This is a genomic window from Streptomyces sp. UC4497, from assembly GCF_054871485.1.
The window spans coordinates 166,255-189,964 of record NZ_JBTYHB010000006.1; the positions used below are offsets into that span (position 1 = coordinate 166,255).

Annotated in this window: 16 protein-coding genes; 9 read left to right on the plus strand and 7 right to left on the minus strand. The window is 71.1% G+C overall.

Annotated features, from left to right (window positions below):
- The first annotated feature begins 131 nt into the window (after positions 1-131).
- Positions 132-4,622: a DUF6531 domain-containing protein gene (locus tag ACYSUO_RS11205; RefSeq protein ID WP_461775909.1), complete on the plus strand. Its 4,491-nt coding sequence runs from the start codon at positions 132-134 to the stop codon at positions 4,620-4,622.
- Positions 4,623-4,642: 20 nt separating this feature from the next.
- Positions 4,643-5,665, plus strand: a complete 1,023-nt coding sequence (locus ACYSUO_RS11210; RefSeq protein WP_461775910.1) for a hypothetical protein — start codon at positions 4,643-4,645, stop codon at positions 5,663-5,665.
- 78 nt (positions 5,666-5,743) lie between these two features.
- Here ACYSUO_RS11210 and ACYSUO_RS11215 read toward each other — a convergent pair whose 3' ends face one another.
- A complete protein-coding gene (locus tag ACYSUO_RS11215; protein WP_461776022.1) occupies positions 5,744-10,135 on the minus strand; it encodes an FtsK/SpoIIIE domain-containing protein in 4,392 nt (1,463 codons plus the stop codon).
- A gap of 211 nt (positions 10,136-10,346) precedes the next feature.
- Between ACYSUO_RS11215 and ACYSUO_RS11220 the strand changes: the two genes are divergently transcribed.
- A complete protein-coding gene (locus ACYSUO_RS11220) occupies positions 10,347-11,291 on the plus strand; it encodes a hypothetical protein (RefSeq protein ID WP_461775911.1) in 945 nt (314 codons plus the stop codon).
- A 3-nt stretch (positions 11,292-11,294) separates the two neighbouring features.
- On the opposite strand, the gene ACYSUO_RS11225 is transcribed toward ACYSUO_RS11220, so the two are convergent.
- Positions 11,295-11,882 (minus strand): sigma-70 family RNA polymerase sigma factor, encoded by a 588-nt coding sequence (locus tag ACYSUO_RS11225; protein ID WP_327663280.1) that lies wholly within the window; start codon positions 11,880-11,882, stop codon positions 11,295-11,297.
- Positions 11,883-12,027: 145 nt separating this feature from the next.
- Entirely contained in the window at positions 12,028-12,801 is a 774-nt protein-coding gene (locus ACYSUO_RS11230) for a LamG domain-containing protein (protein WP_461775912.1), read from the minus strand.
- Positions 12,802-13,045: 244 nt separating this feature from the next.
- Between ACYSUO_RS11230 and ACYSUO_RS11235 the strand changes: the two genes are divergently transcribed.
- From ACYSUO_RS11235 to ACYSUO_RS11250, 4 genes are all read left to right on the plus strand, one after another.
- Positions 13,046-13,558: a toxin-antitoxin system HicB family antitoxin gene (locus tag ACYSUO_RS11235; RefSeq protein ID WP_461775913.1), complete on the plus strand. Its 513-nt coding sequence runs from the start codon at positions 13,046-13,048 to the stop codon at positions 13,556-13,558.
- A 91-nt stretch (positions 13,559-13,649) separates the two neighbouring features.
- The gene (locus tag ACYSUO_RS11240) at positions 13,650-14,492 is read left to right on the plus strand and encodes a DUF4097 family beta strand repeat-containing protein (RefSeq protein ID WP_461775914.1); all 843 of its coding nucleotides are present in this window, start codon (positions 13,650-13,652) and stop codon (positions 14,490-14,492) included.
- Between the two features lie 130 nt (positions 14,493-14,622).
- Positions 14,623-15,615, plus strand: coding sequence for an ATP-binding cassette domain-containing protein (locus ACYSUO_RS11245; RefSeq protein ID WP_461776023.1), 993 nt, complete (start codon positions 14,623-14,625; stop codon positions 15,613-15,615).
- The gene (locus tag ACYSUO_RS11250; protein ID WP_461775915.1) at positions 15,612-16,388 is read left to right on the plus strand and encodes an ABC transporter permease; all 777 of its coding nucleotides are present in this window, start codon (positions 15,612-15,614) and stop codon (positions 16,386-16,388) included. Before ACYSUO_RS11245 ends, ACYSUO_RS11250 begins: the two co-directional genes overlap by 4 nt.
- A gap of 60 nt (positions 16,389-16,448) precedes the next feature.
- Here the strand turns inward: ACYSUO_RS11250 and ACYSUO_RS11255 are convergent, their stop codons facing one another.
- From ACYSUO_RS11255 to ACYSUO_RS11265, 3 genes are all read right to left on the minus strand, one after another.
- Positions 16,449-17,357: an SPFH domain-containing protein gene (locus ACYSUO_RS11255; RefSeq protein ID WP_461775916.1), complete on the minus strand. Its 909-nt coding sequence runs from the start codon at positions 17,355-17,357 to the stop codon at positions 16,449-16,451.
- 134 nt (positions 17,358-17,491) lie between these two features.
- Positions 17,492-19,423 carry an AMP-dependent synthetase/ligase gene (locus ACYSUO_RS11260; protein WP_461775917.1) on the minus strand — a complete coding sequence of 644 codons (1,932 nt, stop codon included), beginning with the start codon at positions 19,421-19,423 and terminating at the stop codon, positions 17,492-17,494.
- 136 nt (positions 19,424-19,559) lie between these two features.
- Positions 19,560-20,174 (minus strand): TetR/AcrR family transcriptional regulator, encoded by a 615-nt coding sequence (locus ACYSUO_RS11265; protein ID WP_461776024.1) that lies wholly within the window; start codon positions 20,172-20,174, stop codon positions 19,560-19,562.
- A gap of 145 nt (positions 20,175-20,319) precedes the next feature.
- Between ACYSUO_RS11265 and ACYSUO_RS11270 the strand changes: the two genes are divergently transcribed.
- Positions 20,320-20,787: an SCP2 sterol-binding domain-containing protein gene (locus ACYSUO_RS11270; protein WP_461775918.1), complete on the plus strand. Its 468-nt coding sequence runs from the start codon at positions 20,320-20,322 to the stop codon at positions 20,785-20,787.
- Between the two features lie 21 nt (positions 20,788-20,808).
- On the plus strand, positions 20,809-22,023 hold the full coding sequence (locus ACYSUO_RS11275; protein WP_266719443.1) for an acyl-CoA dehydrogenase family protein: 1,215 nt from the start codon (positions 20,809-20,811) through the stop codon (positions 22,021-22,023).
- 13 nt (positions 22,024-22,036) lie between these two features.
- Here the strand turns inward: ACYSUO_RS11275 and ACYSUO_RS11280 are convergent, their stop codons facing one another.
- Positions 22,037-23,581 carry a vWA domain-containing protein gene (locus ACYSUO_RS11280; protein WP_461776025.1) on the minus strand — a complete coding sequence of 515 codons (1,545 nt, stop codon included), beginning with the start codon at positions 23,579-23,581 and terminating at the stop codon, positions 22,037-22,039.
- Positions 23,582-23,710: the final 129 nt, after the last annotated feature.

Genomic DNA, 23,710 nt, shown 5'->3' on the forward strand with positions numbered 1-23,710 from the left:
CTGGCCGGGCACGGCCTACGGGGCATGACCGAAATCGTGTAGGAGCCCGAGCCCGGGCCCGTCGTGGAGCAGCCCCGGCGGTCGGCGCGGATCTCGGGGACTGTGACTGACGGGAAAGTGAGGTGCCGTCCATGGCGCGCCCTGCGGTGTCCGATTGGGAAGACGTCTTCGGGTTCTCGGACGACCCGACCCCCGGCGATGCGGACATGCTCGGAGACCTGGCCCGCCAGTACCGTTCCGTCGCCGACAACGCGGGTGATGCCCTGCCTCTCGTATCCGGTCTGGAGAACAACCAGACCGGCGAGGGCAAGACAATGGACAAGCTCCGCGAGAAGCTGGGCGACCTGGCCAACCAGGTGCGCAAGCTGCACAGTTCGTACGACCAGGCCGCGAGCGCGCTGGATACGTATGTGCATTCGCTGCGGGATCAGCAGCGCAATGCCGACAATGCCCTGGAGAAGGGGCGGGAGGCCAAGGAGCGGCTCGATTCGGCCACCGACGTGGTGCGTGCGGTCACCGCCGACATCAGTCATCTGGACGGGGCCAAGCATCCGCCGGACGACAAGGAAGCGCGGGCCAGCACCCGGCGCGCCCTCGACGAGGCCCACAGCAAGCAGTCCGGTGCGCAGGCGCAGGCCGACGACGCACAAGCCGACCTCGACGCGGCCCGCATGCTCGCCGAGGATGCGCGGCAGGTGCGTGAGGAGGATGCCTCCGTAGCCGCGCAGAAGTTGGATGACGCGCGCGACGAGTCCGTCGAGGGCTACAGCCTCTGGGACAAGATCAAGAAGGCGTTCAGCAAGGCCCTCGCCATCATCAGCGCCGTACTGGGCGTGCTCGCGCTGCTGATACCCGGCCTGCAAGGGCTGGGCATCGCGCTGACGATCGGCGCCGTCGTGGCCGGCGCCGCATCGCTGGGCATCAATATCTCGATCATGGCCGAGACCGGTGACTGGGACATCGGCGAGATCATCCTCGGTGTCGTGGGCCTGGTCGCGGGCGGCGGTGCGCTGCTCAAGGGGATCAAGGGACTGGGCTCGGCCCTCAAGGGCGTCAAGCCCGGCACGGCCAAGGCGAGCGACGCTCGTGGTGTGGGCAAGGGCCTGGGCAGTCGCAAGTGCGCGGGCGACCCCGTCGACGTGGCCAGCGGCGAGATGGTCATGCAGCAGACCGATCTGACGCTGCCCGGCGTGCTGCCGCTGGCGGTCACCCGTACGTATGTCTCGACCTACCGCTGCGGCCAGTTCTTCGGACCGTCCTGGGCCTCCACCCTCGACGAGCGCCTGGAGATCGACGACCGGGGGCAGGTGTGGTGGACCCGCGAGGACGGGTCGATCCTCAACTATGCGAGCCTCCCCACCTCCGAGTCCGACGGTCCGGTGTGGCCCGAGGAAGGCGACCGCCTGCCGCTGGCCTGCGCGGGGACGGACGACGCCACGGGCCGGGTCACGTACCGCGTCTCGGACCCCCACACGGGCCTCGTCCAGACCTTCGCCGATCACCCCGACGACGAGAACGGCCTTTACTGGCTCACCCATTGGCACGACCGCAACGGCAACAGCGTCACCGTCGCCCGCCTGGAAGACGGCACCCCCACCGAACTCCTCCACTCCGGCGGCTACCGCGTCGACGTCCAGTGCATCGCGGGTCTCATCACCGGTCTCTCGGTCGCCACACCCGAGGGCCCCGTCGAGGTCATGACCTACGAGCACGACGCCGACGGCAACCTCACCCACATCGTCAACTCCAGTCGCCAGGCGCTGGTGTTCGGCTACGACGACGACTCCCGCATCACCTCTTGGACCGACCGGAACAACTCCGTGTTCCGGTACGTCTACGACGATGCCCACCGCGTCACCGAGACCATCGGCCCCGACGGGTATCTGTCCTCACGCTGGTCCTACGATCCCGACCAGCTCCGCACGCACTACACCGACGCCTGCGGCGCCACGACGATCTACCAGCTCAACGACCTCTACCAAGTCGTCGCCGAGACCGACCCCTTGGGCAACACCACCACCTCCGAGTGGGACCGCTACGACAACCTCCTCGCCCGAACCGACCCGCTCGGCAACACCACCCGCTACGAGTACGACGCGGCCCACAACCCCACGGTCGTCGAACTCCCGGGCGGCAGCAGGTCCACGGCGGCGTACAACGAGTTGAATCTCCCCGTCTCCTCGACAGGGCACGACGGGACGACGTGGCACTGCGAGTACGACGAGCGGGGCAATCCCACCGTCATGACCGCCCCGGACGGGGCCGCCATTCGCTACGTCCACGACCGTGTGGGGGCCATCGCGAGCGCGGTCGACGCGGCGGGAGCGGCGGCCACCTACGACAACGACGGCGCAGGACTGCCCCTCTCCGTCACCGATGCCTCCGGTGGGACCGCCGTGATCGAACGCGACGCGTTCGGGCGGCCCACCGTCCTCACCGACCCGCTGGGCGCGATCACCCGCACGGTGTGGACGGTCGAGGGTCACGTGGCGGAGCGCACGAATCCCGACGGCCGCACCGAGCGCCTCACCTGGGACGGCGAAGGCAACTGCCGCACACACACCGACGCCGCGGGCGGCACCACGCGCTTCGAGTACACCCACTTCGACACGCTCGCGGCACGCACCGAACCCGACGGCGCCCGGTGCACCTTCGCCTACGACGGCGAGCTCCGCCTCACCCGGGTCACCAACCCGCAGGGTCTCGAGTGGGACTACACCTATGACGCCGCCGGCAACCTCATCAAGGAAGCCGACTTCGACGGCCGCGAAATCCGTTACGCCCACGACGCGTTGGGCCGAGTCACCTCCCGGACGAATCCGCTCGGCCAGGAGGTCGCCTATACGTACAACGAGCTCAGCCAGCTGACGGCCAAGGACGCGGCCGGGACACTGACCGACTACACGTATGACACCTCGGGCGCCCTGGTCCGCGCGGTGTCCCCCACCTCGACGCTCACCCTCGAGCGGGACCTCACGGGGAACCTGCTGGCGGAAACGGTCGACGGGCGCACCACCCGTTACACGTACGACCTCATGGGCCGCCGCACCTCCCGTACCACGCCCACCGGCGCGTACACCGAACTCACCTACGACGAGGCCGGCAACCGCGACTCCCTGACCTCCGACGGTCACCGGATGGAGTTCGGCCACGACCTCCTCGGCCATGAACTCGTCCGCGCTCTGGGGACGATCGCCTCCCCGGTCGCCATGACCACGAGCTGGGACATGGCCGGCCGCCCCGTCGCGCAGGGGCTGACCGCCCGGAGCGGGGGCACACGGGCCCGCAGCTACGCGTACCGGGCGGACGATTACGTCACCTCCATCACCGACGGGGCGACGGGGACGAGCCGGCGGATGGAACTGGACCGGGCAGGGCGCCCGTTGTCGGTCACCGCCGAGGGCTGGACCGAGTCCTACGCCTACGACCGGGCCGGCAACCAGACCGAGGCCACCTGGCCCGACGAGGCGCCCCGCACCGAGGCCCGGGGCTCCCGGGCCTACGCCGACACACGTCTGCTCTCCGCCGGGGGTGTCCGGTACGAGTACGACGACGCGGGCCGCATGGTGCTGCGCCAGAAGCGCCGCCTGTCGAAGAAGCCCGGCACTTGGCGCTACGAATGGGACGCCGAGGACCACCTCGTCTCCTGTGTCACCCCCGACGGCACCCGCTGGCAGTACACGTACGACCCGATGGGCCGCCGCACCGCCAAGTACCGCATGGCGGAAGACGGTTCGGTGGCCGAGGCGGTGTACTTCACCTGGGACGGCACCAGCCTCGCCGAGCAGACGGACACCGCCACCGGCGTCATCCTCACGTGGGACCACGACGGCCACCGGCCGCTCACGCAGTTGGAGCGCAAGCCGCGGAGCCAGGACGAGTTCGACTCCCGGTTCTTCGCCATCGTCACCGACCTCGTCGGTACCCCCACCGAACTCGTCGACGAGCAGGGCGACATCGCCTGGCACTCCCGGGCCACTCTGTGGGGCGTCACCACCCGCAACCGGGACGCGATCGCCCACACACCGCTGCGTTTCCCGGGGCAGTACGAGGATCCCGAGACCGGCCTGCACTACAACTTCTACCGGCACTACGACCCCGAGACCGCCCGCTACACGACTCCGGACCCCCTCGGACTCGAACCGGCCCCCAACCCCCGCACCTACCCGCACAACCCCCAGACGTGGTTCGACGCCCTCGGACTCGCACCCTGCAACGACCTGGAGAGGCTCGCGCGCGAGGTGAACAGGGTGCTGGGCAGGCGGGGCCGGGCAGGCCAGACGGTCGCCGCGGTCCGTGACCGGACCGGTGATGTCTGGGTGAGCGGCACGAGCAAGGCAAAACTGACCCCCGCACAGCGCCGCCTCGTCACTGCCCGAGGGGCCAAGTTCCTGCCCAACGACCAGTACATGCCTCCGAGACTGCTGGCCGCCCATGCGGAGGAGAACCTTCTGGCATTCCTCGACAGGGTGGGGCGGGTGCCCACGCACGGTGCGGCGAGCCGCAGCGTGTGCGCGGACATCTGCGAACCTCTCATCAGGTCCTTCGGGGGCAGGGTGGCGGGGCCCATACACTCCCGGGACGCCGGAACCAAGATCCGGCATTTTCAATTTCCAGGTTGACCGAGGAACGGGAAGCACCCATGCCCGAAGACATCACCCCTCAACTCGTCGGCGAGGAGACCGTCGAAGGAATCGCGGAGGCCTGGGCGGAACTCGACGGACGTCAGTTCCGGGACGGCACGTTGCGGCTGGTGACGCGCTCCGAGGAGCTGGTGGCCGTCAGGACGGTACGTTCGGCCACCCAGCCACCGCTCTTTTCCGACGACGCCTTCTCCGTACCCCTGGACGAGCTCGACGAGTGCCACTACGTGACACCGACCAGGAGTGGTGTCGCGGCGTCCCGGCAGGACTCGGTGTCGTACCACTCCCGTAGTGGAGCGGTGGAATGGACGTTCAGGCACTTCTCCTGGGGTGACGACGCCATCGGGAGCGGGGCCTGTGCGGAGACCCCCGACGGGCTCCACGTGCTCGCGGTCGTGCCCGGGACCCCCGACAGCACAGGGGAGTATCCGGGCGACCGGTGCGTTCTCCTCGCATCGGAAAACGGCAACGTGATCGACGAAGCGCCGCTCCCCTCGTTCTCCGGCTCCTACACCCTGGACGCCCCCTTTCCGCAGTCTTCGACGTTCTTCCTGTCCGCAGCTCAGGGCCAGGACAGCGCGTACTCCTGGAAGGCGGACATCGTGGACGGCCGGCTGCGTCTCACGGAACTCGCGTCGGGCGAGGAGCGGGTGACAGCCGGACAGGACGACAGAGTTCTGGTGCAGGATGTCGGCGGCAGCCGGCTGTGCGTGCGAAGTGTCGTACCGGAGGGGTCTTCGCCCATCGAATCCGAGGTGACACCGGAGGACTTGAGGGGCGGGCAGGAGGCGTACATCACGGGTGACTCCGGATTTGTCGACGCCTCCCGCGTCATTGTCGCCGTCGGCGAGGAATGGTGGTCCGAGGAAACCGAGCATTTCCTGCTCGACGCCGCGGACCTGACCGCTCGCCACCGGATTCGGTACCCGTTCCCGGACGGCCCGGACCCGAAGGCCCTCGGGGACGGAACGTGGATCACCGTGAACGAGGACGACGTGCAACGCTGGCGCGTCGCGCCGTAGCGAACAAACGCCGTCCGTACAGCACAGTGGGCTCCCGCCGAACCATCGGCGGGAGCCCACTGTGCTGTACGGGAATGATCAGCCCTCGGCCGCCGGCAACACCGTCTCCGGCACCTGCACCGTCCGCAACACCCCGTCCCCCAGATGCAGGATCGCCCGCCCCGCGGTGGGCGCGTTCAGGCGGCTGCGGGGGATCTTGACGCCGATCAGGTCGCCGTCGCTCATGTTCTGCGGCTTCAGGAGCAGGCCGCAGCGGTTGCGGCGGGCCTCCGTGTGCCAGCCGGAGAAGCCGGAGGAGAGGCGGTCGGTCTGGCCCGCGATGACCAGGCCGCGGCCGTTCTCCGCGCCGGACTTGGCGATCTGGGTGAGGACGGGCTCGGCCCTCGTCTTCAGCAGCAGGTCGGCGTCGTCAAGGATCACCACGGCGCCCTTCGATGCCGATGCCAGTACCTGCTCGAGCGCCGTCGGGTCGATGTCGGACTCCTCGTAGACCGCGAGGACGCCGGGCCGGCCGGCGAGCCGGCGCAGCGGTGACCTGGAGGGCGCGCCGATGACGATGGGCGCGCCGACGGAGAGCAGCGACATCGCCAGCGTCGACAGGACCGTGCTGCGTCCCGAGCGGGCGGGGCCGGAGACCATGAACGTCGGCGTGACGGAGAAGTCGGGCCCTACCGCGGCGAGTTCGTCGCCGCCGACACCGGACATGGCCCACCGCGGCGACGGCAGCGGGCGCGGCACGTACTGGATCGCCTGTTCCCAGGTGAGCCGGTCCGGGAGAGTGTCGACACGGAATGGCCGTGTAGTAGAAGGGAGCCCCGCCGACTGCGTGCGGCAGTGTTCGGCGATCTGGTGGAGTGCGCCCGCCTGCGCCTGGCCCTCCGGGTTGTCCGTGAGGAGGGCGATCTGGACCTCCGCCTTGTCGGCGGCGCGGAAGGCGCGGCCCGGCGGGATCTCGTCCGGGACGTTGCGCTGGGTGATGCCGATCTGGCCGTACTCGGACTTCTCGTTCAGCTTGAGGACGAGCTTGTCCTCGGTGGAGCCGTTGACGCGGCTGGAGAACAGCGCACGGTCGCCGGTCATCAGCAGGTGGATGCCGACGCTCGCGCCGTCCCTGAGCAGGGTCATCACCGAGTTGAGGAGGTTGCCCGAGTCGTACTCGCCGAGCTGCTTGTCGAAGACCTCCCAGCGGTCGATGAAGAGGACGATGTGCGGCGGGCGTTCGGCCTCCGGCAGGGCGCGGCGGAGCTCCGGGAGGTCGGCACTGCCGCGTGCGGCGAGCATCTCCTGGCGGCGGGTCAGCTCCTTGGTGAGGCGGGCCAGCAGCCGGGCGACGCGGTCGGGCTGGGTGCGCTGGGTGATGGCGCCGCAGTGCGGCAGGCCCTCGATGGGCAGCAGCGCGCCGTTGCCGCAGTCGATGCCGTACATGTGCAGCTTGTCGGCGGAGTGGGCGAGCGCCATGGCGCCGGCGATGGTGCGCAGCGTCTGCGACCTGCCCTGGCGGGGCGAGCCGACGATGTGCAGGTGGCCGAGGGTCGCCGGGTCGATCACCAGGGGCTGCCGGGCCTGTTGCGCGGGCAGGTCCACGACGCCGTAGGCAACCGGCTGGAGGTCGTATCCCGTGGGCGCGGGGGCCGGGAGGTCGCGGGTGACGAGGGCCTCGGGCAGCGGCGGGAGCCAGGGGCTGTGCTGCCGGGGGATGCCCATCTCCCGGTCGGCCTCGCGGATCGCCGTGACGAGGCCGGTGAGGTCGGTCTCGACCTCGGCGGGCGCGGCGGCGGCGCGGGGGCGCGCCGGGAGCGGCTCGCCGAGGTGTTCCCAGCCGACCGCTACCGCCCAGGGGGCGGGCAGGGTGCTCGCGGTGGCGCCGGGGCGACGGCCTCCGACGCGTCCGGACTGGAACGGGACAAGGGAGTTCTGGCCGAGGCGGACGTACGCGCGGCCCGGGTTGCTCTGCGAAATCCCGGCCGCTTCACCGGAGTTGATGACGTCCTGGCTCTCGCCGGAGTCCGTCACGCGCAGGGCGATGCGCAGGTTGGTGTTGGCGCGGATCTCGGAGGAGACGACGCCGCTCGGGCGCTGTGTCGCGAGGATCAGGTGGATGCCCAGCGAACGGCCCCGCTGGGCGATGTTGACCAGGCCCTTCACGAAGTCGGGCAGGTCGCGGACCATCGAGGCGAACTCGTCGATGACGATGAGGAGTCGGGGCATCGGATCGCGGCCCGACCCGGGCTCGCGCTCCAAGAGGTCGACGTAGTCCTCGATGTCCTTGGCGCCCGCCGCGGCGAGGATGTGCTCGCGGCGGGTGAGTTCGGCGGTCAGGGACACCAGGGCGCGCTCCACGAGGTGCGCGTCGAGGTCGGTGACCATGCCGACGGTGTGCGGCAGGTCGACGCAGTCCTTGAACGCGGAGCCTCCCTTGTAGTCGACCAGTACGAAGGTCATCGCGTCGGGGCGGTTGGCCACGGCGAGGGAGGCGACGATGGTCTGGAGGAGTTCGGACTTGCCGGAACCCGTGGTGCCCGCGACGAGGCCGTGCGGGCCGTCGCGCTTCAGGTCCAGGTGGAACGGGCCGTCGAGGGAGACGCCGACCGCCGCGCGGGTCGAGCGGCCCCCGGCGAGCCAGCGCCCCCGGATGCCGGAGGCCTGCGGCGGGTCGAGGGCAAGGACGTCGAGCAGCCGCGCGGAGGCGGGCAGCACGGCGGCCTCCTCGTCGCCGCCGCCCGGGTCGCGCAGCGGGCCCATCGCACGGGCCAGCGAGCGGCAGTAGTCGGCGGAGACCAGGTCGGGCCGGACGCCGGTGACGGTGCCGCGGCCGGAGCGGCCCACCCGGATGGTGCCGCCGGGCTCCTCGGCGACGACGGCGAGGCACTCCTCGGGCAGCAGCCGCTCCTCGGCGTCGAGGCAGACCGCGCGGACGCCGACGGCCGGGCCCTCGCGCAGGATCTGCGTCACGCCGGGCAGCGAGCGCAGCCTGCGGGCGCCGTCCAGGACGACGAGCACGTCGGGTCCCGCGGGCTTGCCGCGCCGTTCGGCCGCGGTCGCGGTGGCGCGTTCGGCGATCAGCGCGGTGAGTTCGGCGACGCGCAGGGCGCAGCTCTCGGTGCCGTAGCCGATGCTGGCCGGGGTGTCGCCCGACTTCTTGCGGACGTGCGGCAGCCAGCGCAGCCAGGACCAGCCGTCGCGGCCCTGTTCGCCGGTGGTCAGCAGGTGGATCTGGAGATCGCGCGGGCTGTGCAGGACGGCGGCCTGGGCGATGGCCCAGCGGGCCACGGAGCGCGCGCCGGGACCCTGGCCCGCGATGCCGAGGACGTGGTGCTCGCGCAGCGGCACCGTCACGGGGACGTCGTAGGCGGTCCACGGGTCCTGGCGGCGGTGCTCGTCCTTCGTCGGGTCGTGGAGCACCACGTCGGAGTCCATGTCGGCGGTGCCGACGCGCAGTTCGAGGAAGTCGGCGTCGGTGGCGCGGCGCTCCCAGAGGCGGCGCCGGGGGCCCACGGCGGTGAGGACGACCTCGGCCGGGTCGGGGAAGCCGCGGCGCCGGGCGGTGCGTTCGGCGGTCAGGGCCTCGTTCGCGTCGCCCTCGATGCGCGCCTTCTTCTCCTCGAACTCGGCGACGCTCTCGGAGTGCGACTGCTTGCCGGTGCGGCGGCTCATCACATAGTTGCCGACGATCACGACCGGGGACAGCAGCCCGAACAGCAGCATCGACATGCGGTTGAAGGCCAGCGCGCCCACGACCGCCATCACGATCGGGGCCGCGGCCGTGATCCACGGGAGCGGCCGGGCGGCGAGCGGGGCGGGCGGCGACGGGAGGGTGAAGCGGGTGGCGCGCTCGGCGGGGTGCAGCCGCGGCGGCCGGTTGTAGTCCCAGCCGGTGCCGTCCTCGGAGGGCTGCACGGCGGCGTCCGGCTTCTGCGGGAGCGCGAGCTCCAACAGGGTGCCGCCGACGAGGAGTTGGGCGCCGACCGGCCAGGCCACCGCCTCGGTGACCTCCACGCGGTCCAGCTGGAGGGTGCCGTCGCCCGGCACGGAGGCGTCGGGCGCGATCCGGCAGCGTCCGCCGGGGCCGACCGTGAGCACGGCGGAGGGGCGGTCGGGGACGGCGCGCAGCACCTGGGCGGAGCCGTCGCGGCCGAGGCCGATCCGGTACTCGCCCATGTCGATCCGGTGCACGGCGCCCGCTCCGGGACCGCCGACCGCACGGACCTCCACCAGGCCGTCCGGTTCGGTGGCCGCGGTGCCGGCCGGGCGGCCGAGGCCCACGATGGAGGCGTGCTGCAACGGCGCGTCCCGCAGCCGCAGGTCCCCGGGGAGCAGCCGATCGTCGGCGTACAGGCCGAGGCCCTCCGGGGGCCGGTGGACGCCTCCCGCCCCGGCCAGCGCCTCCGCGACAGCGCTCATGGGCGTGTCGGGGTCGGCGTCGAGGTGGACGTCGAACGCGTCACCACCCGCCTCGACCACGGTCAACATCAACGACACGAAAACGTCCTCCAGCCAGGGTGAATGAGGGCCTGGGCAGCCGCGGTCGACGGCTCCCGTACCACTGACGTGACTACGGGGCCGGTCTGCGGATGGTTCACGGACATCGCAGGTGAACCATCCGCCGACAGGACCCGTAGTGGCCATCGGGTGCACGGCGCAGCGACCGTGCCGATCCCGTTTTGTGACAAGGAGTCAGTGGATGATCTGGTACGTCCTGGCCGCGGTGCTGGGTCTTGCGCTGATCGCGGCGGTGACGATGCTGATCGTCACGGAGTTGCGGGGCAGACCGCCGAAGCCCGTTAAGGCCTCGGCCGCCGTCACGAGCCGCGCCGCCCTCGACGTGGTCGACGCGGGCCTGCGCCGGCTGACGGGCGAATGCCTGCGCTCCGGCCGGTCGCTGCCCGATCTGTACGCCGTCGTGTACTCGGAGCGGCGGCTCGGGCTGCTGCTCGCCGGCGCCCAGCAGGACGCGCCCGCGCCGTGGACGGCCGAGGAGGACGGCGAGCGCTGGACGATCTCGCCCGACGATCTGCACCGGCCGGGCCCCGACGGCGAGCCGGCCCTGCCGTACGCGCTGACGGTGACGGTGGGCCTCGACGGCCCCGACCGGGTGCTCGTCGACCTCTCCCGCGCGGCGGGCCCCATCTCGGTGACGGGCCCGGACGACGAGATGCACCGCATGGTGCGGGCCCTCGTCCTGGAGGCGCTCGCCGGTCCCGTGGGGGCGCTCGCCCAGGTCACGCTGGTGGGCTCGCTGGCCGACGGCCGGCTCCTCACCGGCGACGAGACGCGCAGCTCGCGGCTGCACAGCGCGGCCAGCCTGGAGGAGGCCTTCGCCAGTGCGGCGTCGGCGAACGCCGGTGTGCCGGCTGCCGGGTCGGCCGACGTCACGCAGGTGTTCCGGCTGATCGAGGGCAGCAGCCGGATCGCCGTGCAGGGCGAGGTGCCCCACCTGTTCGTCGTGGACGCCACTCAACTCCCGCGCCGGGAGGAGGTGTTCTCCGGCCTGCGCCGCGGGGACGCCCTCCTCGTGCTGGGCGAGGCGCCCACGGGGTGGCGCTGGCGCATCGGCGCGGACGGTTCGCTCGACACCGGTCCGCTCGGCCTGAAGATCACCGGCCATGCGGGACGGCTGGCCGTCTGAGTGTCACGCCGCCTCGCTGTCCACCGCGCCGTGCGCGTACAGCCCGCGCCTGTTCAGCGCCTCGCGCATGGCGCGCGCGGCGTAGTACGTGCGGGACTTGACGGTGCCGGGTGGCACGCCGAGCACCTTGGCCGTCTGGTTGACGGTGCGTCCGAGGTAGTGGACGTGCAGCAGGACCTCGCGCTGGGACGGCCGCAGGTCGCCCAGCGCCTCGACGAGGACCTGGGTGGTGAGGATGTGGTCCACGTTGTCGGACACCGGCAGGTGGGCGAGTTCGGGATCGCCGGTCTCCGGCGGTCTTGCCTGGCGGGCCCGGTGGCCGTCGATGACGAGGTTGCGCAGCGCGGTGAACAGCCAGGGCCGCGCCGAGTCCGCGGTCGGATCGAGTTCCGCGGCATGCCGCCAGGCGCGTATGGCGACTTCCTGAAGGATGTCCTCGGCGCGGTGCCAGTCGCCCTCCAGTCGCCGCGCGGCGAATTGCAGGAGCGCGGTTCCGTGGAATTCGTAGAGCGCTCTGAGGAACTCGTCGGGCTGGAGGTCCGCGGCATGGGGGCCGGGTATCCGGTCTTCGGGCGAAGCGCTGGCCGACAAGGGCCTTTCCTCTCCGGATCGTCTGTGGGGGAAGACGGGTTCCGCCGGGTGCGGGGAAATCCGACAGGCATCGCGCGGGCCGCCGTGCGCCCGTGTGGCGCGCGGCGGCCCGCGGCGGCGGTGACGTTCGGCGCGACGGCGCCGGTCAGCCCGGTTCGTGAGAGGAGAGCGTGCTCACCTCACGGGACGTCAACTCGCGGTCGTAGACATGCACGTCGGCGATGTCACCGCTCCAGTAGTCGGTGGCCTTTCCGCCGAACTTGCCGCGGCCGATCATCACGCTGCCCGTGGGCTTGACGCCGCTGGAAGCAACCCTGGTTCCAGCGAGCTTGCCGTCCACATAGATCCGCATCCGGTGGTCCTTCTGACTGTACGTGCCGGTCAGGTGGTACCAGCGGTCGGGCTTGGGCTCCTCCGACGACTCCGCGACGGTACGGGCGCCGGGGAAACTGAAGGCGAAGTTCTGGTCCTGGCCGGAGTACTGGAGGAAGAACGCGCTGTTCTTTTCGCCTTCCTGGGACAGCGCCGTGTGCATGCCCTTCAGGTTCTGCTCGGTGAGGCGAACGCGCGCGGCGACCGAGTAGTCCTTGCCCGCGGTGTCGAGGCGGGTGTTGGTGTCGGCGTATCCGCTGGTGCCGTTCAGCTGAAGGGCGCCGCCCTCGGGGCCTTCGGTCCACGCCACACCGTCGCCGAACACGGCGTCGTGCTCACCGACCTTCGCGGTGCCGGACCGGTGCAGCGGCCACCATCCGAGGCCGTCCAGCGATTCGGCGTCGCCGCTCGGACTGGACGACGCGGCCGGCTTCGCCTCTGCCTTCTCGCTTCCGGAGCCCTGGCCGCGCACCAGTTGGACGCCGACGAAGACCAACGCGGCGGTCAATACGGCGATCGTGCTGATAAGCGCCCATCTGCGCGTCATGAATTTCCTCAGAGGTGCGGCATAAACGTGTCACTGGTTGGCTACGCACCCCAGCCGAAAACGGTTCAGCATGCACGTAGTTCACACGCGGCAGTCACTTGATCCACACGCACCTCACAGGCGGCCCGCCCACGGTCCAGACGCTGGCACCGCGTGGCACACCGTGGCGCCACGTGATGCCACATGGCGCCACCCTGAGCCAAAGGACTTGCGCGTGGCGCCATAGTGGTGCCACTATGACGTCATGGACCTCACGCCCTACGTCGACACCCTGCACCGCGAGCTCGCGGTGGCCGCCGAAGCCGGTGGGGACGAAGCACGCGAGCTGGCCGAGCGGCTCACCGCTCCACTGGAGTCGGCGACCCGGCTCACGATGCTCAACGTGCTCTCCGCCGCCATGGACGAGATCACCCGCGACCTGGCGCCCGGTTCGGTCGACGTACGGCTGCGGGGGCTCGACCCCGAGTTCGTGGTGACACCGCAACCGCGCGACACCCCGGCAGCACCCGCCGAGCCCCTTCAGGCCCCCGCCGCACCGCCCGTGCCCGAGACCGACGAGGGCGGCACCGCCCGCGTCAACCTGCGCCTGCCCGCCCACCTCAAGGCCCGCGCCGAGGAGGCCGCGAGCCGCGAGGGCCTCTCGGTCAACGCGTGGCTGGTGCGCGCGGTGTCCGCCGCCGTCGACGGCGGCGCCGGGCCCCGTACGACAGAGAAGAGCCGCACCGTCGGACAGAGCTTCACGGGATGGGTGCGCTAGCCGCCCCCGCCCCACCCGCACCACAGCCAAGAACGGCACACCACGTCCCATCAGCGGGGACGCCCCAACGAGCCAGGAGGACGGGACAGCCATGCCTGCTTACGAGACCCCCGAGGCCATTTCGGTCAACGCCCACGTGGGCGCCGGTTCCATCCAGTTCACCGCGAGCGAGCGCCCCGACACCGTCGTCGAGGTGAAGCCCTCGAACCCGAAGCGGGGCAAGGACGTACGGGCCGCCGAGCAGACGGAGGTCACGTACGCGGGCGGCGTCCTCACCGTCAGGACGACGGAGCGCCGGATGATCGGCCCCAGCGGCGCCGTGCACGTGACGGTCGAGCTGCCCACCGGTTCGTCCGTCGAACTGACCGGCTCCTGGACCCAGGTGCTCGGCGAGGGCCGGCTCGGCAAGGTCCGGGTGAAGACCTCGGGCGGCGACGTCCGCCTCGACACCACCGGGCCGCTGCATCTGAAGGCGGCGCACGGTTCGGTCCGTGTGGACCGGGTCGAGGGCATGGCCGAGATCACCACCAGCTCCGGCAGCATGCGGGTCGGCCTCGTCGACGGCCACGCCGTCCTGAAGAACTCGCACGGCACCACCATCATCGACGCCGTGACCGGCGAGCTGCGGGTGAGTGGCGCCCACGGCGACGTCGAGATCGGGCGCGCCGAGGCCTCGGTCGCCGCCACCACCGCCCACGGCGCCCTGCGGGTGGCCGATGTCGCCCGCGGCACCGTGCAGTTGGAGACCAGCTACGGCGCCATCGAGGTCGGCATCCGCGAGGGCACCGCCGCCTGGCTCGACGCCAACGCCGACAACGGACAGGTCCGCAACACCCTCACCGCCTCCGAGGCGCCCGCGGAGTCCGAGGACTCCGTCAAGGTCCGCGCCCGCACCAAGTGGGGCAACATCGACATCCGCCGCGCCAAGCACTGAGCGACGCACGGACACAACTCCCTTACGCGCCACGGCACTTCAGCGGCACCAACGCCTTCACCGGCGGCACCTTCGCCGACACCCATCACCCCGCACCCTCACACCGGAGGGCCCCATGCCTTCATCTGTCATGTCCACATCCACCCACAACGAGACCGGACGGGTCCCGCTCGCCGTCTCCACCGTCGGACTGCGCAAGTCCTACGGCGACAAGACCGTGCTCGACGGCATCGACCTGAGCATCCCCGCCGGTTCGGTCTTCGCCCTGCTCGGGCCGAACGGGGCCGGGAAGACGACGACCGTGCGGATCCTGTCCACGCTCGTCGACGCGGACGGCGGGCAGGCGCAGGTCGCCGGGCACGACGTCGCCGGATCGCCGGACGGCGTCCGCGCCGCGATCGGTGTCACCGGACAGTTCGCCGCGCTCGACAACATGCTCACCGCCGAGGAGAACCTGCTCCTCATGGCCGACCTGCTGCGGCTCGGCAAGCGCGAGGGCAGGAAACGGGCGAAGGAGCTGCTCGAGCGGTTCGACATCGCCGATGTCGCAGGCAACCGCGCCGCCACCTTCTCCGGCGGCATGCGGCGCCGCCTCGACCTCGCCATGACCCTCGTCGGCGACCCGCAGGTGATCTTCCTCGACGAGCCGACGACCGGGCTCGACCCGCGCAGCCGCCGCACCATGTGGGACACCGTGCGCAACCTGGTCGCCGGCGGTGTCACCGTCTTCCTGACCACGCAATACCTGGAAGAGGCCGACCAGTTGGCCGACCGGATCGCCGTGCTCGACGGTGGCCGGATCGTCGCCGAGGGCACCGCCGACGAGCTCAAGGCGCAGATCCCCGGCAGCCACGTACGGCTGCGGTTCAACGACTGGGCGGAGTACGAGCGGGCGGCCGAGGCCTTCCCCGGTTCGGCCCGTGACGACCAGGAGCTCGCGCTGCGGATCGCGGGCGACGGCGACCTCGCCGCGCTGCGCGCCCTGTTCGACCGGCTGGACGCCACCGGCGTGCAGGCCGCCGACTTCTCCGTGCACACCCCCGACCTCGACGACGTGTTCCTCGCCCTGACCGGCGACGGCACCGACGCCAACCCGCTCCACGTCAAGGAGACCCTGCGATGAGCACCCTCACGTACGCCGTGCACGACTCGATGACGATGACGCGGCGCAACATCAAGCACGCCCTGCGCTATCCCATGGTCTCGCTCGGCGCGTCCATGATGCCGATCCTGATGCTGGTGCTCTTCGTGTTCGCCTTCGGGGACTCGATGTCGGGCGGCGCGGGGCGGGACGCGTATCTGGAGTACCTGACGCCCGGGATCGTGGTCATGGGGGTCGCCTCCGGGGCCATGTCGACCTCGATCGCGGTCTGCCAGGACATGACCGAGGGCATCATCAACCGCTTCCGCACCATGAACATCACGCGCTCGTCGTTCATGACGGGCCATGTCATCGGCAGCGTCCTCACGACGACCGTGAGCCTGGTGCTGGTCGTGGCCGTGGCCATCGCACTCGGCTTCCGGCCCGACGCGACCCCGGTCGAGTGGCTGGCCGCCGCGGGGCTGCTCGTCGCGATCACGTTCGCGATCACCTGGCTCGCGGCGGCGCTCGGCCTCAAGTCCAAGACGGTCGAGTCGGCGAGCAACAAGCCGCTGCTCATCCAGTTCCTGCCGTTCCTCGGCTCCGCGTTCGTGCCGGCCGAGTCGATGGCGCCGGGCCTGCGCTGGTTCGCCGAGAACCAGCCGTTCACGCCGATGATCGAGACGCTGCGCGGGCTGCTCACCGGTTCCGCGATCGGGAACGACGGGTGGATCTCGCTCGCCTGGTGCGCCGCGATCACCGTCGTCGGCTACGTCTGGTCGCGCAAGCTGTACAACGTCAACACCGAACGCTGATCGGACAGTTCACCGTGGGGGCTCCGCGACGGAGCCCCCACTGTTACGTCCCCACACTGTTTACGTCCCCGAGTCACCGCGCGCGAACGCCACCGTCAAGTCCCGTACCAGCGCGTTGCGTTCGTACTCGTCGAGCTCCACGAGGCCGCGCCCCGTAAGCCGTTCGAGCGTGTCCTCCACCGAGTCGACGACGCTGGTCAGCGCGCCCGCCCGCTGCCGCGCGTCGAGCGCCGCGATCCGGCGGCGGTGCATGGCGTCGGCGACCTCCGGCGCGTACTCGATGCGCGTCGGGCGCACCGCGAGCACCTCGACGCCGATCGCCGCGCACTCCTCGGACAGCACCTGGGCCAGTTCGGCGCCGACGGCCTCGGGGTCGCGCAGCGTCGGGGCGGACTCGTGGAAGGCCTCGGGCGGCAGCCGCGAGAAGACCCGGGCGAGCGCCACCTCGATCTGTCCGCGCAGATACGCGTCGTGGTCCTGCACGGCGAACAGGGCCCGCGCGGTGTCCCGCACCCGCCACACCACCAGGGTCTCGACGCGCAGCGCCATCCCGTCCGCGTCGACCGCGGGCAGTGGCTCACTGCGCCAGTGCCGCAGCCGTACGTCGATCCGGCGGCGCAGCACGAACGGGTTGACCCAGCGAAGGCCGGTGCGCCGCACGGTGCCGCGGTAGCGGCCGAAGAGGCTCAGCCCCAGCGCGTCGCCCGACCGGCACCGGGTCAGGCCGCCGAAGGCCAGTACGGCGAGCACCGCGCAGCCCGCGACGTACGCGCCCCGCGCTGCCCGGACGGCGTCGTCACCCCGCGCCGGGGCGCCCGGCCCGAGGAAGTCCGTGACCGTGTCCGGGATCCAGCCGAGCAGCCGGCACCCGTACATCGCGCCCGCGAGCGCCAGCACCCCGGCCGCCGCGCCCAGCCAGCCGGGCAACGACCACCCCGCCCGCTCGACGACCTCGTCCCGCTGCCCCATCGGCCCTCCCGAATCCCGTGAACACGACCTCGCCCCATTCACGTTATGCGGCAATAGGCAGAAAATGCCGGAATTCAGGGAGGGTGTGGAGTCACTCCAGCCGCGGCTCCCCGTACGTCGCCGCGGTCGCGGCCTCAGTCTCCGTAGAGCTCCTCGATCTCGCGCTCGTACGCGGCGAGGACGTCCGTCCGCTTGATCTTCAAAGAAGGCGTGAGGAGCCCGTTCTCCTCGCTGAACTCGCCCTCCACCAGCGTGAACCTACGGATCGACTCGGCGCGCGAGACGGCCTCGTTGGCGTAGTCGACGGCCTTCTGGACGTCCGCGACGATCCGGGGGTCGCGGATCACCTCGGACATCGGGGTGTCGGCGGGCATCTTGCGCACGCTCAGCCAGTGCGCGACGGACTCCGGCTCCAGGGTGATCACGGCGCCGATGTAGGAGCGGTTGTCGCCGACGACGATGCACTGGCCGATGGGCGAGCGGCTGCGCAGCCGGTCCTCCAGGACGGCGGGCGAGACGTTCTTGCCGCCGCTGGTGACGAGGATGTCCTTCTTGCGCCCGGTGATCCTCAGATAGCCGTCGTCGTCCAGCTCTCCTAGGTCGCCGGTCGCGAACCACCCGTCCCCGTCCAGGACTTGATCGGTCGCGGCCCGGTTGTTCCAGTAGGCGCCGAAGACGATGCCGCCCTTGATGAGCACCTCGCCGTCGTCCGCGATCCGGATGGTGCTGCCGGGCACGGGCAGGCCCACGGTGCCGGGGCGGGGCCGCAGCGGCGGGGTGATCGTGGCGGCGGCCGTGGTCTCGGTGAGACCGTAGCCCTCGTAGATCATGACCCCGGCGGCGTAGAAGAACAGGTTCAGATTGCGGTCCAGTGGCGAGCCGCCGCTGATCGCGTACCGGAGCCGGCCGCCGAGTTCCTTGCGCACGCGCCGGTAGACGAGCAGGTCGTAGAGGCCGTGGGCGATCCGGAGGCCGGGACCCGGCCCCTTCGCCCCGTTCAGGAACCGCTCCAGATACGCCTCGGCGTAGCGCACCGCGATCCGGTCGGCGCGGTCGAAGGACGAGCCGCGCCCGAGCTTCTCTGCCGTCGCGCGCCCGGTGTCGTGGATCTTCTCGAAGAGGTACGGCACGCCGACCACGAACGTCGGCCGGAACGAACGGAGTTCGGGCCGCAGCTCGTCGGGCTTGATGCTCGGGCAGTGCCCGAGCTCGATCCGGGCGAGCATGCACGCCACCTGGATCGTCCGGCCGAGGATGTGCGCGAGCGGCAGGAACAGCAGCGTCGACGCGGACTGCCCGGTGATCGCCTTGAAGATCGGGTGCAGCAGCTCGACGGTGTTCGCGGCCTCCGCGTACAGATTGCCGTGCGTGAGGACGCAGCCCTTGGGCCTGCCGGTGGTGCCGGAGGTGTAGCAGACGGTCGCGATGGTGTCGGGGGTGAGCGCGGCGCGACGCTTGACGACCTCCTCGTCGGCCACGGCGGCACCCAGGGCGGCGAGTTCGAGCACGGCGCCCGCATCGAGTTGCCGGATGCCGGGGCGGTCGGCCTCGGGTATGTCGGCGACGGCCTCGCCGGCCGCGACGGCGTTCTCCGGCGTCTCGACGATCAGCATCGTCGCGCCGGAGTCCCGCACGATCCACTCGATCTGCCCGGGCGAGGACGTCGCGTAGATCGGCACGGTCTGCCCGCCGGCGGCCCAGATCGCGAAGTCCAGCACCTGCCACTCGTAGCGGGTGCGCGACATCAGGGCGACGCGGCCGCCCGGTTCGAGCCCCGCCGCGATCAACCCCTTGGCGGTGGCGGTGACTTCACGGGCGAACGCGGCTGCGGTGACCGGCCGCCACTCCCCCGCCTCCTTGCGCCGTACGACGACGGCGTTCGGCTCGTCCTCGGCGTTCCGATACGGGATGTCGGCGGGCGTGGACCCGTCCTTCGGCGGCTCGGCGAGCGCCGCGACGCGCGCCTCGCGCACGGCCCCGTTCTCGCCCCTGACCAGTTCGACCTTGACGCGATCGGCCAGGTCGCGACGGGCGCCTGCCCGCTTCAGATCCTTACGTACGCCCATGACGGCTCCCGTGTGCGCGGCTGCCCGACTCGTACTTACTGGAGAGTCAACTTACCCATGCGTAAGAAAAATTCAATGGTCACGCACGAATCCGCGGCCACCGTCGACAATCCACCGACTTCGCCGACTTCGGGGACTACGGCGCCCAGACCTCGCCGTCCAGCACATCCCGCATCCCCACCCACACCATGTTCATCAGGCGCAGCGTGATGCCCTCCGGGGACTGGCCGGGGTGGCGCTCCATCCAGTCGGTGAGCGAGTCGGCGGCGCCCACGAGGGCGTGCGCGACGAAGTCGGCGTCCTCGTCGCCCAGTTGGGAGCCCCTGCCGCTGTCCGAGATGCCGTCCCTGATGAGCCCGGCCACCTCGGCCATGATCGCGCGCCGCGCGTCGGCGACGGCCGCGGCGATCGCCTCGCTCAGCTCGGAGGCCTGCCGGTGCAGCACGACCCAGCTGTCGCGGTGCTCGGCGACGAACGCGAAGAACGCCGAGAGCCCGGCGTGCAGCCGCAGTTCGGGCGCGGCTCCCGCACCCCGCGCGGCCTCCTGGAACGCGGCGACGAGCCGCTCGGCCTCACGCCGCAGACACGCGAGAAACAGCCCCTCCTTGGAATCCAGGTACAGATACACCATCGGCTTGGAGATCCCGGCGAGTTCGGCGATCTCGTCCACGGACGCCGCGTGGTAGCCACGCTTGGCGAAGACCCGCACGCCCACGTCGATGATCTGCTGCTCGCGCATCTGGCGCGGCATGCGCTTCCTGCGCGCCGCCGTACGCCCTTGAGCCGCTCCCGATGTGCCCGTCACTCTTGTCAGCCTATCTACGTCGCCGTAACCTTACCAATCAGTAAACTTACTAAGCGGTAAGGTCGCCGTAAGCAAGAAGGAGAGTGGGCCCATGAGCGGTGCCGAGGAGATCGCGGCGCTCGACTTCGCGAGCGTCACGCCCGAGGAGTTCGCGCGGATCGTGAAGGGGCTTTCCGCGAAGGAGATCAACCAGATCGCGCAGGACGAGGAGCTGCGCACCCGCGTCCTCAAGGAGGTCTTCGGGCGCATGGAGCGGCAGTTCAAGCCGGACGTCGCCGGGTCCCTCGAAGCCCTGATCCGCTGGAAGGTGACCGGCCAGGACGAAGTCCCGGAAGCGGTCTACGAAACCAGGATCTCGGGTGGCACCTGCACGGTCACCGAGGGCCGCTCGGACGCCGAGCCGCGCGTCACGCTGATCATGGGCGACGCCGACTTCCTCAAGCTGGTCTCGGGCAACTCCTCGCCCGTCACGATGTTCATGATGCGCAAGGTCAAGATCGCGGGCGACGTCGCACTCGCCTCCGGCCTGACCCGCTACTTCGACATCCCCAAGGCGTGAGGGAAAGGAGTCCGGACCGTCATGGCTTTCTCCCTTGAACTGGGCGAGGAACAGCGCGACCTGCGGGACTGGGTGCACGGCTTCGCCGCCGATGTCGTCCGCCCCGCGGCCGCCGAATGGGACGAGCGCGAGGAGACGCCCTGGCCGGTGATCCAGGAGGCGGCCAAGATCGGCCTCTACGGCTTCGAGTCCCTCGCCGAGATGTTCGGCGACCCGAGCGGCATTTCGTTGCAGATCGCCAACGAGGAGCTGTTCTGGGGCGACGCCGGCATCGGCATGGCCCTCTTCGGCACCTCGCTCGCGGTGGCCGGGATCTTCTCCTCCGGCACGCCCGACCAGCTCGCCGAGTGGGTGCCGCAGTGCTACGGCGACGAGGACGACCCGAAGGTCGCGGCGTTCTGCGTCTCGGAGCCGCAGGCGGGTTCGGACGTCGCGGCGATGCGCACGCGGGCCCGCTACGACGAGGCGAAGGACGAGTGGGTCCTGTCCGGCCAGAAGGCGTGGATCACCAACGGCGGCATCGCGAACGTGCACGTCGTCGTCGCCTCCGTCGACCCGGAGCTCGGCTCGCGCGGCCAGGCGGCGTTCATCGTGCCGCCGGGCACGCCGGGCCTCGAAGGCGCCAAGAAGATAAAGAAGTTGGGCCTGCGGGCCTCCCACACGGCCGACGTCTTCCTCGACGACGTCCGCGTCCCGGGCCACTGCCTGCTCGGCGGTCGCGACCGGCTGGACGCGCGGCTCGCGCGGGCCCGCGAGGGGACGTCGCGCTCCCGCGGCCAGGCCGCGATGTCCACCTTCGAGGTCAGCCGGCCGACGGTGGGCGCGCAGGCGCTCGGTATCGCGCGCGCCGCGTACGAGTACGCGCTCGACTACGCGGGCGAGCGCGAGGCGTTCGGCCGCCCCATCATCGAGAACCAGGCGATCGCGTTCGCCCTCGCCGATCTGCGCACGGAGATCGAGGCCTGCCGCCTCCTCATCTGGCAGGCGTCCTGGATGGCCCGCAACGACAAGGTCTTCGACGCGGGCCAGGGCTCCATGTCCAAGCTCCGCGCGGGTGAACTGGCCGTCGCGGCAAGCGAGAAGGCGATCCAGGTCCTCGGCGGGGCCGGCTACAGCCGGGAACACCCGGTGGAGCGGATGTACCGGGACGCGAAGATCTACACGATCTTCGAGGGCACGAGCGAGATCCAGCGCCTGGTGATCGCGCGAGCGATATCCGGGCGCCAGATCCGGTAGGCCACATCAGCCTCTATTGGCGGACGCCGAGCCGCACCGCCTCCCGGATCGCGTCGCGCAGCTTCCGCACGTCCGCGTCCTCGGTCGCCGGCACCAACTGCCCTACGTGATCGGAGAGTTCCGGCAGCGTGGGCGAGCCAGGGAACCGCCGGCCCTCGGCGCCGCCCAGCTGGTCGGCGAAGTAGCCGGCCACCGCGGCGACGCGCAGGCGGGGCGTGGTGTCGGACGACCACAGCTCACCGTCGAGGTCGGACACGGTCACCCGGCCGGAGGCCTCTCGCGGGGCCCGGGTCGCCGGGGCGAGCCAGCGCACGGTCGCCTCGGCGACCTCGCCCTCGGCGCCGTCGCGGAGCCTGACCGCGTAGAGGGCCGTCACCGTGTGACCGGGCCCGACCTCGCCGCCGTCGACGCTGTCCTCACGGAAGTCGTCGTCGGCGACGCGCCGGTTCTCGTAACCGAGGAGACGGTGCTCGGCGACCGTGTCCGCGTCGAACTCCACCTGCGCCTTCGCGTCCCGCGCCCTCAACTGTACGTGGGCCGGAAGCTGTTGGGTGAAGACCTTGCGGGCGTCCGCGGCGCTGGAGACGTACGTGGTGTGGCCGTCTCCCTTGTCGGCGAGGCGTTCCATCAGCGCGTCGCCGTAGTCGCTGCCCACACCCACGCCGAAGAGCGTGACGCCGTGCTCGCGGCGGGCGTCCGCGATGCGTTCGAGGATCGTGTCGGCCGAGGTGGCGCCGGTGTTGGCGAGGGCGTCGGAGAGCAGGACGACGCGGTTCGTGGCGCCGGCCCGCACCCCCTCGACGGCCGTGGCGTAGCCCGTCTCCACGCCCGCCTCCAGGTTCGTGGAGTCGGTGGGTTCGAGGGTGTCGACGGCGTCGCGGACCCGGTCGCGGGTCTCGCCGTCCCGTGGCCCCAGGCGGGTCATCGGGAGGACCGTCCGCGCCTCGTCGCTGAAGGTGACCAGCGCGATGGAGTCGTCCGCGCGCAACTGTCCGGTGAGCGTCGTCAGTGATTCCCGTACGAGGTCCAGACGGCCCGGTTCCGCCATGGAGCCGGAGATGTCGACGACGAACGTCAGGGCCGCCGGCGGGCGTTCGCCGTCGGCCGGGGGCGGCGCCGTAGCGAGGCCCACCCGCATCAGCCGCCAACCGTCCCCGCCGGTGCGGGCGCCGTCCACGGTCACCGAGAAGCCGTTGCCCTCGGGCCGCGGGTAGTCCTGACGGAAGCTGTTGACGAACTCCTCGGGCCGCACGGTCCCCGGCTCCGGCAGCCGTCCCTCGCCCAGGCTGCGGCGCGCGTACCCGTACGAGGCGGTGTCCACGTCCAGGGCGAACGTGGAGCGCCGGTCCTCCCCGGCCGTCCCTTCGGCCGTCCCTTCGGGCGCCACGACATCGGGGCCCGACGGCGCCGCCGGTTCGTCGGCCGAGCCGCGGCTCGACTTGTGGCCCGATTCGTCGGCCGAACCGCCAGAGCCCCCGCACCCCGTGAGCAGCAGCCCGCCGACGAGCAGCGCGGCACCGAGCCGCATCGCACCGGGCCGCACCCCATGAGGCCGCATCGCACCAGGCGGCTGATTTCCCTGCGTCAGTGTCATGTGACCTGTGACGCGCGAGGCGGCCGAGAGGAGCGCTCGAAAGTGTTGCGGCCCGGTCCCGAACCGGTCACGCGTACGGGAGCCGGTCGTTCC

Excerpts from the sequence above, each read along its gene's own strand:
- ACYSUO_RS11205 (WP_461775909.1), top strand. The coding sequence starts at position 132 with ATGGCGCGCCCTGCGGTGTCCGATTGGGAAGACGTCTTCGGGTTCTCG.
- ACYSUO_RS11210 (WP_461775910.1), top strand. The coding sequence starts at position 4,643 with ATGCCCGAAGACATCACCCCTCAACTCGTCGGCGAGGAGACCGTCGAA.
- ACYSUO_RS11215 (WP_461776022.1), bottom strand. The coding sequence starts at position 10,135 with ATGTTGACCGTGGTCGAGGCGGGTGGTGACGCGTTCGACGTCCACCTC.
- ACYSUO_RS11220 (WP_461775911.1), top strand. The coding sequence starts at position 10,347 with ATGATCTGGTACGTCCTGGCCGCGGTGCTGGGTCTTGCGCTGATCGCG.
- ACYSUO_RS11230 (WP_461775912.1), bottom strand. The coding sequence starts at position 12,801 with ATGACGCGCAGATGGGCGCTTATCAGCACGATCGCCGTATTGACCGCC.
- ACYSUO_RS11235 (WP_461775913.1), top strand. The coding sequence starts at position 13,046 with ATGGACCTCACGCCCTACGTCGACACCCTGCACCGCGAGCTCGCGGTG.
- ACYSUO_RS11240 (WP_461775914.1), top strand. The coding sequence starts at position 13,650 with ATGCCTGCTTACGAGACCCCCGAGGCCATTTCGGTCAACGCCCACGTG.
- ACYSUO_RS11245 (WP_461776023.1), top strand. The coding sequence starts at position 14,623 with ATGTCCACATCCACCCACAACGAGACCGGACGGGTCCCGCTCGCCGTC.
- ACYSUO_RS11250 (WP_461775915.1), top strand. The coding sequence starts at position 15,612 with ATGAGCACCCTCACGTACGCCGTGCACGACTCGATGACGATGACGCGG.
- ACYSUO_RS11255 (WP_461775916.1), bottom strand. The coding sequence starts at position 17,357 with ATGGGGCAGCGGGACGAGGTCGTCGAGCGGGCGGGGTGGTCGTTGCCC.
- ACYSUO_RS11260 (WP_461775917.1), bottom strand. The coding sequence starts at position 19,423 with ATGGGCGTACGTAAGGATCTGAAGCGGGCAGGCGCCCGTCGCGACCTG.
- ACYSUO_RS11265 (WP_461776024.1), bottom strand. The coding sequence starts at position 20,174 with ATGCCGCGCCAGATGCGCGAGCAGCAGATCATCGACGTGGGCGTGCGG.
- ACYSUO_RS11270 (WP_461775918.1), top strand. The coding sequence starts at position 20,320 with ATGAGCGGTGCCGAGGAGATCGCGGCGCTCGACTTCGCGAGCGTCACG.
- ACYSUO_RS11275 (WP_266719443.1), top strand. The coding sequence starts at position 20,809 with ATGGCTTTCTCCCTTGAACTGGGCGAGGAACAGCGCGACCTGCGGGAC.
- ACYSUO_RS11280 (WP_461776025.1), bottom strand. The coding sequence starts at position 23,581 with ATGCGGCCTCATGGGGTGCGGCCCGGTGCGATGCGGCTCGGTGCCGCG.